General features: G+C 54.4%; 13 protein-coding genes and 1 rRNA gene. 4 read left to right on the plus strand and 10 right to left on the minus strand.

Annotated elements, in window-relative coordinates; all coding sequences use genetic code 11:
- Positions 1-111: ribosomal RNA gene (gene rrf / locus HUO07_RS19495) — 5S ribosomal RNA — on the plus strand; the annotation flags it as partial.
- A gap of 80 nt (positions 112-191) precedes the next feature.
- The gene (locus HUO07_RS19500) at positions 192-1,523 is read left to right on the plus strand and encodes a deoxyguanosinetriphosphate triphosphohydrolase (RefSeq protein WP_035564913.1); all 1,332 of its coding nucleotides are present in this window, start codon (positions 192-194) and stop codon (positions 1,521-1,523) included.
- Between the two features lie 8 nt (positions 1,524-1,531).
- Here HUO07_RS19500 and HUO07_RS19505 read toward each other — a convergent pair whose 3' ends face one another.
- Genes HUO07_RS19505 through HUO07_RS19515 form a run of 3 tightly spaced genes read right to left on the minus strand, consistent with a single transcriptional unit; the run spans position 1,532 to position 3,574 of the window.
- Positions 1,532-2,440: a nuclease-related domain-containing protein gene (locus HUO07_RS19505; RefSeq protein WP_176304880.1), complete on the minus strand. Its 909-nt coding sequence runs from the start codon at positions 2,438-2,440 to the stop codon at positions 1,532-1,534.
- Between the two features lie 58 nt (positions 2,441-2,498).
- A complete protein-coding gene (locus HUO07_RS19510) occupies positions 2,499-2,873 on the minus strand; it encodes a translation initiation factor Sui1 (protein WP_176304881.1) in 375 nt (124 codons plus the stop codon).
- Between the two features lie 2 nt (positions 2,874-2,875).
- The gene (locus HUO07_RS19515; protein ID WP_176304882.1) at positions 2,876-3,574 is read right to left on the minus strand and encodes an HAD-IA family hydrolase; all 699 of its coding nucleotides are present in this window, start codon (positions 3,572-3,574) and stop codon (positions 2,876-2,878) included.
- A 286-nt stretch (positions 3,575-3,860) separates the two neighbouring features.
- Here HUO07_RS19515 and HUO07_RS19520 point away from each other — a divergent pair, with 286 nt between their 5' ends.
- Positions 3,861-4,286 (plus strand): hypothetical protein, encoded by a 426-nt coding sequence (locus HUO07_RS19520; RefSeq protein WP_101146334.1) that lies wholly within the window; start codon positions 3,861-3,863, stop codon positions 4,284-4,286.
- Positions 4,287-4,303: 17 nt separating this feature from the next.
- Here HUO07_RS19520 and HUO07_RS19525 read toward each other — a convergent pair whose 3' ends face one another.
- The 7 genes from HUO07_RS19525 to tkt all read right to left on the minus strand — a co-directional run bounded on the left by HUO07_RS19525 (position 4,304) and on the right by tkt (position 11,423).
- Positions 4,304-4,579, minus strand: coding sequence for a hypothetical protein (locus HUO07_RS19525; RefSeq protein WP_332870631.1), 276 nt, complete (start codon positions 4,577-4,579; stop codon positions 4,304-4,306).
- A 240-nt stretch (positions 4,580-4,819) separates the two neighbouring features.
- Positions 4,820-5,884 (minus strand): class II fructose-bisphosphate aldolase, encoded by a 1,065-nt coding sequence (gene fba / locus HUO07_RS19530; protein WP_008959652.1) that lies wholly within the window; start codon positions 5,882-5,884, stop codon positions 4,820-4,822.
- 96 nt (positions 5,885-5,980) lie between these two features.
- Entirely contained in the window at positions 5,981-7,150 is a 1,170-nt protein-coding gene (locus HUO07_RS19535; RefSeq protein ID WP_176304884.1) for a phosphoglycerate kinase, read from the minus strand.
- Positions 7,151-7,217: 67 nt separating this feature from the next.
- Positions 7,218-8,255, minus strand: a complete 1,038-nt coding sequence (locus HUO07_RS19540) for a type I glyceraldehyde-3-phosphate dehydrogenase (protein WP_176304885.1) — start codon at positions 8,253-8,255, stop codon at positions 7,218-7,220.
- A gap of 104 nt (positions 8,256-8,359) precedes the next feature.
- The gene (locus HUO07_RS19545) at positions 8,360-9,085 is read right to left on the minus strand and encodes an LrgB family protein (RefSeq protein ID WP_176304886.1); all 726 of its coding nucleotides are present in this window, start codon (positions 9,083-9,085) and stop codon (positions 8,360-8,362) included.
- A complete protein-coding gene (locus HUO07_RS19550; RefSeq protein ID WP_176304887.1) occupies positions 9,075-9,428 on the minus strand; it encodes a CidA/LrgA family protein in 354 nt (117 codons plus the stop codon). Before HUO07_RS19550 ends, HUO07_RS19545 begins: the two co-directional genes overlap by 11 nt.
- 3 nt (positions 9,429-9,431) lie before the next feature.
- On the minus strand, positions 9,432-11,423 hold the full coding sequence (tkt, locus tag HUO07_RS19555) for a transketolase (protein WP_176304888.1): 1,992 nt from the start codon (positions 11,421-11,423) through the stop codon (positions 9,432-9,434).
- Positions 11,424-11,676: 253 nt separating this feature from the next.
- On the opposite strand from tkt, the gene metK reads away from it, so the two are divergent.
- Positions 11,677-12,897, plus strand: coding sequence for a methionine adenosyltransferase (gene metK / locus HUO07_RS19560; RefSeq protein ID WP_176304889.1), 1,221 nt, complete (start codon positions 11,677-11,679; stop codon positions 12,895-12,897).
- Positions 12,898-12,993: the final 96 nt, after the last annotated feature.

Here is a 12,993-nt window from a genome sequence, read left to right on the forward strand (position 1 = left end):
CGACCATAGCACGCGTGAACCACCTGATCCCTTGCCGAACTCAGCAGTGAAACCGCTTAGCGCCGATGGTAGTGTGGGGTCTCCCCATGCGAGAGTAGGTCATCGTCAGGCACCTATACCAAAAAACCCCCAGGGCTAACGCCTTGGGGGTTTTTTTTATGGCAAAATGCACTCCTCAAGGAGGATTGCCCATGACTCAGATGCGCTGGGAACAGCTACTTTCCCCACGTCGTCTTCACGACCAACGCTCAACAAGTACTCGTGAAATCGGTCGTAGCCCGTTTCATAAAGACCATGACCGGATTGTTTTTTCAGGCTCGTTCAGGCGTCTTGGCCGTAAGACACAGGTGCATCCACTGACAGAAAACGATCATATTCATACTCGCCTAACTCACTCGCTAGAAGTCGGCTGTGTTGGTCGTTCTCTGGGTATGATTGTCGGAGAGTTACTGCGTGATCGCTTGCCAGAATGGATAACGCCCGCTGATCTTGGGGTCATTGTGCAGACAGCGTGCCTGGGGCATGACATTGGGAATCCCCCTTTTGGTCATGCCGGTGAGTATGCCATTCGCGATTGGTTTCAGCGTGCTCAAAGCAGTGGGCTATTAGAAGGCCTTTCAGACGCAGAGCGCGAGGATCTGTTGACCTATGAAGGCAATGCTCAGGGCTTTCGAGTGATTACTCAGATCGAATATAACCAGTTTAATGGTGGTATGCGGCTGTCAGCAGCCACCTTGGGTGCGCTACTTAAATACCCTTGGACGGTTCGATACAGCGGACGCGCGGGCAAATTCGGCGCTTACCAGTCAGAGCAAGCGCTGCTCAAAGAAGTGGCTGAAGCGGTAGGTTTGTTGCCGCAAGGCGAGCAGCGCTGGTGCCGCCACCCGTTGGCTTGGCTTGTCGAAGCCGCCGATGATATTTGTTACGCCCTGTTAGACCTGGAAGATGGTTTAGAAATGGGTATTCTGCGCTATGAAGAAGTCGTCGAAATACTGCGTCAAATTGCCGGAGAGTTCCCGCCTGAATATGCCGATATGCAAGCCCGTAATGTCTCCCAGCGGCGGCGTATCGCGTTACTCCGTGGTGCTGCTATGGAACGTGCCGTCAATGATGTCGGCGCGGTGTTTGTACAGCATGAGCAGGCCCTGCTAAGCGGCACCCTCAGTGATGACCTATTAGAGCTGTGTCACCCCGACCTTGGATGGGGTGTTCAGGCGGCGAAGCAGCTTGCCCGAGAGCGTATTTTCCAAAACGAGCGTAAAGCGAAATTAGAGATTGGTGCCTATACGACGCTAGGTATTCTCTTGGAAGCTTTTATTGGTGCTGCCCACGAGCTACATCACACCGGGCATTCATCGTTTAAACATCAGCGTGTGTTGGCCCTGATTGGCGAAAACACGCCGCTGCCTTCTTGGCCGCTTTATGATAGCTACCGCCGAATGCTGGACTTTATCGGTGGGATGACGGACCACTATGCAGTCGATCTTGCCCAAGAGATGGGCGGGCGGTTACGCGGCGACTAAGCCGTACATTATACGGACGGCTGGCGGAGATGTTTGAGTTCCATCAGCCGTGCCCGCTCCAGCAAGATATGAATGACCTTATCGTGAATGGCATCGCTCATCTGTCCCGGCGTTATCTCGGTGAGCTGTTGGGCAAGTTGCTCGCCGCTCACCACCAGGATATCCGGCGAGGCCTCGCTGGTATCAATCTCCCAGCCGGGCAGCACTAACACTCCTTTAACCGGTACCGGCATACCGCAGCGGCGCTCTAACCATTGACTGAGCCAGCTAACGCCTTGGCGCGTTTTATGCAGTGGCCGGCGCTCTTGCCAATGTGGAAAGCGTAGCCGCTCGCGCTCTACCGCCACTGTGTTGAGTTCGTTGCCATCAGTGCCGATAGCGAGTGTTCTTGCCCTTGTTTCCACCACAAAAACACCGTGAGGTGTTACCACCACGTGATCAATCGTGAAGCTATCGGTGGGGACATCATGAAATACGTAGTAGGGGTGGGCCTCAGGGCGGACTAAACGCTCAAGCTCTTGGCCAACGGCAAGCTCGCAAGCGAGGCCTAATTTTAGTCGCCGAATACGTTGATAATCACGCACCAGTAGCAGTGAAAACGTTAGTACCAGTAGCGTGCTGAGTAACCCGTATAAAGCCCATTCGACCCAATCTTGTTGATCCACAAATAGCATGCGACCCATGCCATACACCAGAGGGGCCAAGCTAATGATGGGCCCTAACGCCCCGTTTAGAAATAGGCTGGAAAAAGCTTGGTCAAGGCGATGGCGCAGCGCTTGGCCCGGTTCATGAAGGGGAGCCTTGAAGGGCGAATGGACGCGCGCATCGTGTAGGTTGCGCAGCGCCAGGACAATACTGGCCATTGCCGCCATGGGGAATAAAAAAATGAGGGGTAGCAAGTATTCCAGCCAAGCCATTGCAGTGCCTTGCCCTATAGCGACTTACTTAACGGTAAGTCTTGGTGGTGTAGAGGCTTTAACCCCCTGCGAGTTTAACCTGATAGCCGAGTGCACTGAGCTCCTGGCGCAGAACATCACGATGGTCGCCTTGTATTTCAATAATACCGTCTTTAACGGCTCCGCCCGTCCCGCAACGTTTTTTAAGCGTTTTTGCTAACGTTTTAAGTTCTTCACCAGACAAAGGGATGCCGCTAACCGTGGTAACCCCTTTGCCTTTACGGCCGCTGGTTTCGCGTCGAATGCGCACTATGCCATCTAGCTCGGCTAAGCGCTGTTGTTCGCTTACATCATCACAGTGACAGGCTTCAAGTGCTTCCCGACAGGTGGGGCAGGTTTTACCATGTTCGGTGGAGTAAACCAGCCCACCCAATTGGTCACGTAAAGAGGTCATTATTATCCTCCGATAGAGTGTTGGGGCACGGGGGTCTGCCAATATTCACGCGTGAGACGCTCCACTACGGCGGGTAACTGATACATATTGCTGATCATAATGACATTTTCAGGCGTTTCTTCGGCATCCGGGAAACGATTTAAATGAATCACCGTCATCCCCGCTTGCAGTGCTGCGCGAACACCGACTAAGGCATCGTCTATTGCGATACAGTCACGCGCTGCATAGCCCATGATACTGGCTGCGTGTAAATGTAAACAGGGTTCAGGCTTCCAGCAATTGGCGGTATAGCCACTGAAAAAGCGGTTTCCAAAATAATGGCTAAGTTCTGTGGCTTCTAGCGCCGTAAGAATTTTACTTTCAGGCCCATTAGAGACAACCGCACTCGGATAAGAACTCAGTATATCCAGCGCTTCACGGGCACCTGGTATGGTCGTCAACTCCTGGGCAAGCCGAGTCGCTAGATTGGCTCGCATAGTGATTTCCATGCGCTCAAGCCGATCAGGATCAACATCACCATAGCGCTGTTGAAGTTCAGCAACGATACGCCGAAAGCGCGCTCCACGAAATTCACCGAGGTAATCGGTAGTAGCAAACGGCAGCCCAACTGAATTAAGCCCGGTGGCCATCTCTTCGGCTAGTAGCGGTTCGCTATCGACAAGTGTGCCATCACAGTCAAACAGCAAAAGTGGGAGCGGCATTACGGTTCCTTGCAGCGACTTTAGCGCTGCCAGTGTTAGTTGAAGCCATCTATACTGCTATTGAACGGGATTTTACGCCATTTGTGAACACTGTTTTGTTATTTTTTGCTTGCCTGAACGCGACTCTTGAGACAGCTTAAACGGCTACGCTCATTTTGGTGGCTGCTGTTGTCTGTCATCTAGCTTCAGAACACGCTGTCGCGCTAGCGTTGGAAACGGCCAAGCTGCGCTGAAGAGATAGTAGGGATACACTATTCTGTCATAACCAAAACATGGAGAACGTCCGATGCGATTCACCCCTTGGATCCTACCCTTAGCCCTCAGCGCTGCTTTGCTAACGACGACTGGCTATGTGTTTGCTGATAATCATGAAACGGAAGGCGAACAGCACGAGCCTCTTAATGATGAAGCGCTTGAAAAGGAATACGGTATTAAAGCCGGATCGGTAAAACGTGACGACGTGGCGTCATCTAGCGATGCCGAGGATACTAATGAGCAGACCCGTGTGCGTGAAGAAGAAGAAGAGGAAGAGAAGAACGAAGAAGTAGCCACCAGCGCAGGCGAGGATGACGTAGAGTTAGAGACTGGCAAGAGTGAAGAGCGAAACCCAGAGGCTGGCACAGGCGGTACTGGCAGTCCGGATGATGCTATTCATAGCAGCGAAGAAGAAAATAGCGAAGATGACGATGGAGACACTGACGATAACGAGTAACGTCAGTGCCTGAAACATTATTTAGCTAGACGGCGTGAGTTAGCACTGCTGCGCTGATGATAAGGCTTCATTGTGAGCTGGCTGGTGACCCACCAAGGGGCTAGCTGGCCATTCATAGAGTTAAACAATGCTTTCTGCATTTCGAGGCCAGCTTCCATGCTGGCCTCGAGCTTTTCGGTGACCATTTTTTGATTTTCTTTCATCATTTTAGGACTGAAGAAAGGCTGTGTTTGCCATAAGTGATTGCGCATAGTGATGGTCGACAGAGAAGTGGACCATAGTTCAAACGCCATTAGGCCCGCCTTCCAAACATCGAACATCGCTAACGGAGTGGTGGGCATCAGTGGCGCCATTGTGGAGCTTTTCATGAGTATTAGTCTCTCTATTTGAACACGAAACCTCGTGGGCTCATCACCAGTGTTAGCGCATCAATGCTGCAATGCAATATATATTTCGTCGAGCATAACGTGGGATAGGTAAAAAAAAAGGCGACCGATTGGTCGCCTTTATAGTAAACAACGAAAGTAACAGGTTTACTTGATCTTAGGAGCCAGTTCACCGCGCTCATAGCGCAGGGACATTTCTTCTAAACTGATCGGTTTAATCTTGCTAGCGTTACCTGCTGTGCCAAAGGCTTCATAGCGAGCAATACACAGATCGCGCATCGCGGTGACGGTTTCTTTGAGGAATTTACGCGGGTCGAATTCGGCAGGATTTTGAGCCATAAAACGACGCACAGCCCCTGTAGACGCCAAGCGAAGATCGGTATCGATATTCACCTTGCGTACGCCGTGCTTAATCCCTTCAACGATCTCTTCCACCGGAACGCCATACGTTTCTGGAATCTGGCCGCCATACTGGTTAATCACTTCCAGCCACTCTTGCGGCACGGATGAAGAGCCGTGCATGACGAGGTGGGTGTCTGGAATCCGCGCATGGATCTCTTTTATGCGCTGGATAGAGAGCGTATCCCCGGTGGGTGGCTTGGTGAACTTATAAGCGCCGTGGCTGGTGCCAATGGCAATGGCTAAGGCGTCTACGTGGGTTGCTTTGACGAATTCGGCCGCTTCTTCAGGGTCGGTCAGCAGCTGTTCCATGTCCAGCTTGCCTTCAGCGCCAATGCCGTCTTCTTCACCGGCCATGCCTGTTTCCAGGCTGCCCAGGCAGCCCAGCTCGCCTTCAACAGACACACCACAGGCGTGGGCCATTTCGACGGCACGACGGGTAACGTTAACGTTGTAGTCGTAATCGGTGGGTGTTTTGCCGTCTTCGCCCAGTGAGCCATCCATCATTACCGAGGAGAAGCCAAGCTGGATAGAGCGCTGGCAAATTGCAGGGCTAGTGCCGTGATCCTGATGCATGACCACCGGAATATGGGGGAACTCTTCTACCGCTGCTAAAATCAGGTGGCGTAGAAACGGGGCTCCAGCATATTTACGAGCGCCAGCAGAGGCTTGCACAATTACCGGTGAGTCGGTGGCATCAGCAGCTTCCATAATGGCGCGCATCTGCTCAAGATTATTAACGTTAAATGCCGGGATGCCGTAGCCGTATTCGGCGGCATGGTCGAGCATTTGGCGCATGCTGATCAGAGCCATTAAATCACCTTATCTAAGTTTTAAAAAAAGCATGTTGTCACAATGGGCCTAGTAACACCGCGGCTTTATTGCACGGGTGGTTTAAGTCGGCCCATATTAACCGCGTTTGGCGGCAGCTTCGAGCGCTGCTACGGCGGGCAGCTGCTTGCCTTCGACATACTCAAGGAAAGCACCGCCGCCGGTGGAGATATAGGAAACACGATCAGCAATGGCATATTTATCAATGGCCGCTAATGTATCTCCGCCGCCGGCAATCGAGAAACCTGCGCTATCCGCGATAGCCTGGGCGATTACCTGGGTGCCTTTGCCAAACTGATCGATTTCAAATACCCCAACGGGGCCATTCCACAAAATGGTGCCAGCATCTTTAAGCATACTAGCTAAGTGAGCGGCGGTATCGGGGCCAATATCTAAAATCATCTCGTTGTCAGCCACTTGATCGACCGGTTTGACGATGGCCTCTGCCGATTCGGAAAACTCAGTGGCCACCACGACATCGGTGGGTAACGGAATCGACACCTTCTCCATCAGGGCTTTTGCCTGGCCAATCAAATCGGCTTCATGAAGTGATTTGCCGACATTATAGCCCGCAGCGGCAATAAAGGTGTTGGCGATGCCGCCGCCCACGATCAGCTGGTCGCATTTGTCGGCCAGCGCGGTAAGCACGTCCAGTTTGGTAGAGACTTTTGAGCCACCCACAATCGCCGCCATGGGGCGTGCCGGATTCGCCAGGGCTTTCTCTAAGGCATCCAACTCTTGGGCAAGCAGTGGACCCGCGCAGGCGCTGGGAGCAAAGCGCGCCACACCATGGGTAGAGGCTTGCGCACGGTGGGCGGTGCCGAAGGCATCCATGACAAAAATATCGCATAGCGCGGCGTACTGCTGCGCCAGCTGTTCGTCATCTTTTTTCTCGCCGCTATTGAAACGCACGTTCTCTAGTAGGACGACATCGCCGTTGGCGATTTCTAACGTCTCACCAAGATATGCTTTGATTAGCGGCACGGGGTGACCTAACAGCTCCCCCAAATGCTCAGCCACTGGCGCGAGCGAGAATTCATCGGCAGGTTCGCCTTCGGTAGGGCGACCTAAATGGCTCATTAGCATCACTTTTGCCCCTGCTTTCGCCGCTGCTTGAATGGTTGGCAGCGCGGCTCGCAGGCGGGCGTCACTGGTGACGCGGCCATGTTTGATGGGCACATTCAAATCTTCACGGATCAGCACGCGTTGTCCTTCCAGGGGAAGGTCAGTCATCTTTTTCACGTTCATGTGAGCGGTTTCCTCGTGTTTATGCCATTGAGCTGAAAGTAAAAAGTAAGCCAACAATGCCAACAGGTTATGTCTGTGCCGAAAGTGTGGCCAGTCGCTGACTAATATCAAGCATCCGGTTAGCGAACCCCCACTCATTATCGAACCAGCACAACAGCTTGATAAGGCGCTTACCGGCCACCCGTGTTTGGGTGGCATCGAGAATGCCTGAGCGCGGGTCGTGGTTGAAATCAACTGAAGCCATAGGTGCTTCAGTATAGCCAAGTACGCCCTTTAAGCGCTGCTGACTGGCGGCCAGCAGCAGCGAATTGACATCATCCCGGTGCGTATCACGGCGAACCGTCAACGCGACATCCATCGCAGAGACATTGATGGTAGGAACGCGCACGTGCAGGCACTCAAAACGGCCCGCCAGGTGAGGCATTAAGCGGCTGATGCCGAGCGCCAAGCCGGTATCCACTGGCACAATGGAGTGCATTGCCGAGCGGGTAAGACGCAAGTCGGTTTGATGATACGCATCAATCACCGGCTGGTCGTTCATCGCCGAGTGAATGGTCGTGGTGACACCGTGCTCAAGGCCGAGCGCTTCATCCAGAATGGTTAATAGCGGCACAAGACAGTTGGTGGTACACGAAGCGGCAGAAAGGATGCGCTGGGAAAGCGCCAGCTCGCCTTCATTAATACCCCATACAATGGTGGCGTCGACATCATTTTCCGCAGGCTGGGAAAACAGCAGCCGCTTAGCGCCTGCCTCTAAATGCTGCTCGGCAGTGGCACGATCTTTAAAGCTCCCAGAGCACTCCAGCACCAGGTCCACATCAAACGCCTTCCAGGGCAGCTTGCGCGGATCTTGTTCGCATAGCACCTGAATACGTTGGCCGTTGACCACTAGACACTCGCCGTCGTTATCCACCTCACCTGGGAAGCGGCCATGGGTAGTGTCATAGCGGGTCAAGTAGGTGATAGTGGCAAGATCGGAGAGCTCGTTAATGGCGACCACTTCAATTTCCGGGTGGTGCCGCTCAACGAGCGCCCGAAGCACGCATTGGCCAATGCGTCCGTAACCGTTAATGGCGATGCGATACCGGGGAGCAGAATTAGCCATGCGGAGGGCGGCTCTTAAAAGTGAATCAATGATGAAAATGACGTCGAAAACCGTGGAATGATAACGCATTTCTGCCAGCGATTCTTATCAGTTGCCGGTTCCTATCAGCCACCCATCCCTAACAGCCGCCAGGCGAGAGGTAGCAACACGGCAGTGAAAATGCCGGTAAGGCTCATTCCCAGCGAGGCAAATGCGCCAGCCGTGGGGCTGAGTTCAAACGCTCTAACGGTACCAATTGCATGACCGTTAAGCCCAAGCGCAAAACCGATCAGGCGTTCGTCATCAATATGTAAAAAGCGCGCGGCGAGACTGACACAGGGAATCGTGATGACGCCAGTGATCAACAGCGCCCCTAACAGTAGCGCTACCGTTCCGCCAAGTTGCTCGGTTATGCCAATCGCAATCGGCGCAGTAACGGATTTGGCCGCAATGGAGGCGAGTATCGTGTTCGAACTACCCAGTAACCAGGCAATTGCCAGCGAATAGAAAGCCGCTAGCGCCGCGGCGATGGGTAAACAAATCGCCAAAGGCCGCCATAGTTCGACGATACGCGGTAACTGTTGGTAAAGCGGCATGCCTAGCGCCACCGTGGCTGGCCCCAGCAGCACCGTTAACCAAGTGGCACCTTGCTGGTAGGTAGCGTAAGGCAGCCCTATCAGGGCTAATGCCCCTGCCAACAGCAGCGCCGCGATCAAAATGGCGGGCAGCCAAGAGGGACGTTTTAGGCGCTGAAATAGCCCGTTACCCACTAGATAAGCGGTAAGCGTTAACCCCACCGCAAACAACGGCGTGGTGGTTAACAGGGCGAGCAGCGATGAATCATTGGACATGAGACTGTCCGATGAGGCGTTTAAGCAGCCACAGCGTAGTAAACACGCTGAGTAATGTGCCTAGTACTAGCGCGATAAGAATAGCGCTCCATTGCCCGGCCAGCTCGCCGATAATAAAAAACACCCCCACTACGCCGGGCATTATCAGCATAGCGAGCAGGGCAATTAACGGCTGGGCGGCAGCAGCAATGCTGCCAGGAACGCGACCACGGATAGCGAGAGTAACGCATAGCAGCAACATGCCGATAACGCCTGACGAGATCGGCAAAGCGGTGACATGAATCACTACTTCACCGATCAGCCAGTAGCTAATCAACCATAGAAAGCCACTGAGTGCGGGCATGGCTTAGCCGAGTAGTTCGTTGGCTTGCTTGACCACATTTTCGACGGTAAAGCCGAAGTGCTTGAACAGGTCGCCCGCCGGGGCGGATTCGCCGTAAGTGGTCATGCCGATCACGCGGCCGTCCAGACCTACATACTTGTACCAGTAGTCGGCGTGAGCTGCTTCGATCGCGATACGCTTGGTGACGGCTTTAGGCAGCACGCTCTCACGGTACTCAGCGTCTTGACCGTTAAAGCGGTAAGCCGAGGGCATGGAGACTACGCGTACGGCTTTGCCTTGCTGCTCAAGCTCGGCAGCGGCGTCCATCGCCAACGACACTTCAGAACCGGTGGCAATCAGAATCAACTCAGGCGTTCCTTCGCTGTCCTTGAGAACGTACGCACCGTTTTGGATCGCTGCCAACTGCGCTTTCGTGCGCTGCTGGTGGGGCAGGTTCTGGCGTGACAGTACTAGCGCGGTGGGTCCGGAGTGGCGCTTGATAGCGGCGTCCCAAGAGGCGGCAGTTTCCACTGCATCACAAGGGCGCCAAGTATTGAGGTTCGGCGTGGTACGCAGGTTGGTAAGTTGCTCAATAGGCTGGTGGGTTGGGCCATCTTCACCCAAGCCGATGGAGTCGTGGGTAAAGACGTAAATCACCTGCTGGCCCATTAGCGACGCCATGCGGATCGAGTTACGCATGTACTCCATAAAGATCAGGAAGGTCGCGCCGTAAGGTACCAGACCGCCGTGCAAAGCGATGCCGTTCATGACGGCACCCATGCCAAACTCACGGACACCGTAGTGCAGGTAGTTGCCGCTAGCGTCTTCCGGGGTAATCGCTTTCGCGCCTTTCCAGAAGGTCAGGTTGGAGGGCGCCAAATCGGCACTGCCACCCAGCAGTTCGGGCATTTGCGGGCCAATCGTATTCAACACTTCAAAGGAAGCTTTGCGAGACGCGATGGTCTCACCGCGCTCCTGGGCCTGCTCAATCAAGGCTTCGGTGGGCAGCTCTGTCGGCAGCTGGCGCTTCATACGGCGCTTGAACTCCCGCGCTTCGCTGGGGAAGGCCTCGGCATAACGAGCAAAGCGCTCATCCCACGCCTTCTGGGCTGTTTTGCCAGCGGCACGGGCATCCCAGGCGGAGTAGATGGGCTCGGGGATATGGAACGGAGCGTGAGGCCAGTCAAGCTGGACGCGGGCCAGGGCGACTTCGTCATCACCCAATGCCGCACCGTGGGCTTCCTCTTTGCCCTGCTTGTTGGGCGCGCCAAAACCGATGATGGTTTTGCAAATAATCAGGCTCGGCTTATCGTCATGGCTCTTGGCCAATTCAATAGCGGCTTTTACTTCTTCGGGCTTGTGGCCATCGACATTCGGTACCACGTGCCAGCCGTAAGCTTCAAAACGCTTGGCGGTATCGTCGGTAAACCAGCCTTCCACTTCGCCATCAATAGAGATGCCGTTGTCGTCGTATAGAGTGATCAGCTTGCCCAGCTGCTGGGTACCGGCTAGCGAGGCCGCTTCATGGGAGATACCCTCCATCAAGCAGCCGTCGCCTACAAAGCACCACGTGTGGTGATCCACAATCGTGTGGCCTGGGCGGTTAAACTGCGCTGCCAGGGTCTTCTCGGCAATGGCGAAGCCTACCGCGTTGGCAAAGCCCTGACCCAGCGGGCCGGTGGTGGTCTCAATGCCCGGTGCGTAGCCAAATTCCGGGTGCCCAGCGGTGGGCGAGTGCAGCTGGCGGAAATTCTGCAGTTGTTCCAGGCTTAACTCATAGCCGCTTAAGTGCAGCAGCGAGTAAAGCAGCATGGAGCCGTGACCATTGGAAAGCACGAACCGATCACGATCGGCCCACTTGGGGTCTTCGGGATTGTGCTTGAGGTAGTCATTCCATAGCACCTCGGCAATATCCGCCATGCCCATGGGCGCACCAGGGTGGCCGGACTTGGCCTTCTGAACGGCATCCATGGAAAGCGCGCGAATGGCATTGGCTAGCTCAAAACGGGATGGCATGGGGGTGCTCCTCGCCTGGAAACAGAAATTATAAAGCCGCTATTGTCGCTGACTTCCCATGTTGCGGCAAATATGATGGCAAATTCTGGTAAGCGCGTTCTGGGAAGCATCGCCGACAGCGTGTAGACTCTGCCCCCCGAAGTGGTGGAGAAAGTGGTGCTGCCGCTTCTCTTACGGGCAGGAGTTACCTGCCATGATTTCCTGCTGATGCTGTGGATTAGAGACAGCCGTCATACAGAGGGTCGAGTGCGCGATGAGCGAATATTCCCTGTTTACCTCCGAGTCCGTCTCCGAAGGTCATCCCGATAAGATTGCCGATCAGATCTCTGACGCGGTGTTAGATGCCATCATCGCCCGTGATAAACAGGCGCGTGTTGCCTGTGAAACCATGGTGAAAACCGGGGTGGCGATCATTGCCGGCGAAATTACCACTTCCGCCTGGGTTGATTTAGAAACCCTCGTGCGCGATGTGATTATCAGCATCGGCTATAACTCGTCTGATGTCGGCTTTGATGGCGCAACTTGTGGCGTGGTCAACCTGATCGGTAAGCAAAGTGTCGATATTGCCCAGGGCGTCGATCGCACCAAGCCGGAAGATCAGGGCGCAGGCGACCAGGGCTTGATGTTTGGCTACGCGACTAACGAAACTGATTCGTTTATGCCAGCGCCGATCCACTACTCGCACCGTTTAGTCGAGCGTCAGGCCGAACTGCGTAAAAATGGCCTGCTACCGTGGCTGCGCCCGGATGCCAAGAGCCAGGTTACCTTCCGCTATAACGCCGAAGGCCAGCCCTGCGGTGTCGATGCTATTGTGCTTTCTACCCAGCACGACCCTGAGATTGATCAGGAAGAACTGCGTAAAATGATCAAGCGCGAGGTCATTGAGCAAGTGATCCCGGCTGAGTGGTTGGATGAGCACACCCAGTACCACATTAACCCGACCGGCAAGTTCGTCATTGGCGGCCCGGTAGGCGATTGTGGCCTGACCGGACGTAAGATCATCGTCGACACTTACGGCGGCATGGCACGTCACGGTGGTGGTGCATTTTCAGGCAAAGACCCATCGAAAGTTGACCGTAGCGCCGCCTATGCGGGTCGCTATGTGGCCAAGAACGTGGTGGCCTCAGGTCTGGCTGACAAGTGTGAGATTCAGGTCTCCTACGCGATTGGCGTGGCCGAGCCGACGTCGGTCTCCATCGATACCTTCGGCACCGGTAAAATCGACGATGCCAAGATCGTTGCACTGGTTCGCGAGCACTTTGACCTGCGTCCCTACGCGATTACCAAAATGCTTGATCTGCTGCACCCGATGTATCAGCTCACTGCTGCTTACGGCCACTTTGGTCGGGCACCGTTCGAGCACAGCTACACCTGGCGCGACGATAAAGGCCAAGCACATACCGAAACCTTTACCGCCTTTCCGTGGGAAAAAATTGATAAAGCCGATGCGCTTCGCAAGGCGGCCAGTTTGTAAGACATTCGCTACTGCGTTTGTAAGCAATGTATGAAATCGCCCCTTTGGCTCCGGCCGGGGGCTTTTTTTATGCGCTGCTTCGAGGCCCTGCGCTAG

Source organism: Vreelandella maris (assembly GCF_013371085.1).
Classification (GTDB): domain Bacteria; phylum Pseudomonadota; class Gammaproteobacteria; order Pseudomonadales; family Halomonadaceae; genus Vreelandella; species Vreelandella maris.

Coding starts and splice junctions, on each gene's coding strand:
- HUO07_RS19500 (WP_035564913.1), top strand. CDS start 192: ATGACTCAGATGCGCTGGGAACAGCTACTTTCCCCACGTCGTCTTCAC.
- HUO07_RS19505 (WP_176304880.1), bottom strand. CDS start 2,440: ATGGCTTGGCTGGAATACTTGCTACCCCTCATTTTTTTATTCCCCATG.
- HUO07_RS19510 (WP_176304881.1), bottom strand. CDS start 2,873: ATGACCTCTTTACGTGACCAATTGGGTGGGCTGGTTTACTCCACCGAA.
- HUO07_RS19515 (WP_176304882.1), bottom strand. CDS start 3,574: ATGCCGCTCCCACTTTTGCTGTTTGACTGTGATGGCACACTTGTCGAT.
- HUO07_RS19520 (WP_101146334.1), top strand. CDS start 3,861: ATGCGATTCACCCCTTGGATCCTACCCTTAGCCCTCAGCGCTGCTTTG.
- HUO07_RS19525 (WP_332870631.1), bottom strand. CDS start 4,579: ATGGCGTTTGAACTATGGTCCACTTCTCTGTCGACCATCACTATGCGC.
- fba (WP_008959652.1), bottom strand. CDS start 5,884: ATGGCTCTGATCAGCATGCGCCAAATGCTCGACCATGCCGCCGAATAC.
- HUO07_RS19535 (WP_176304884.1), bottom strand. CDS start 7,150: ATGAACGTGAAAAAGATGACTGACCTTCCCCTGGAAGGACAACGCGTG.
- HUO07_RS19540 (WP_176304885.1), bottom strand. CDS start 8,255: ATGGCTAATTCTGCTCCCCGGTATCGCATCGCCATTAACGGTTACGGA.
- HUO07_RS19545 (WP_176304886.1), bottom strand. CDS start 9,085: ATGTCCAATGATTCATCGCTGCTCGCCCTGTTAACCACCACGCCGTTG.
- HUO07_RS19550 (WP_176304887.1), bottom strand. CDS start 9,428: ATGCCCGCACTCAGTGGCTTTCTATGGTTGATTAGCTACTGGCTGATC.
- tkt (WP_176304888.1), bottom strand. CDS start 11,423: ATGCCATCCCGTTTTGAGCTAGCCAATGCCATTCGCGCGCTTTCCATG.
- metK (WP_176304889.1), top strand. CDS start 11,677: ATGAGCGAATATTCCCTGTTTACCTCCGAGTCCGTCTCCGAAGGTCAT.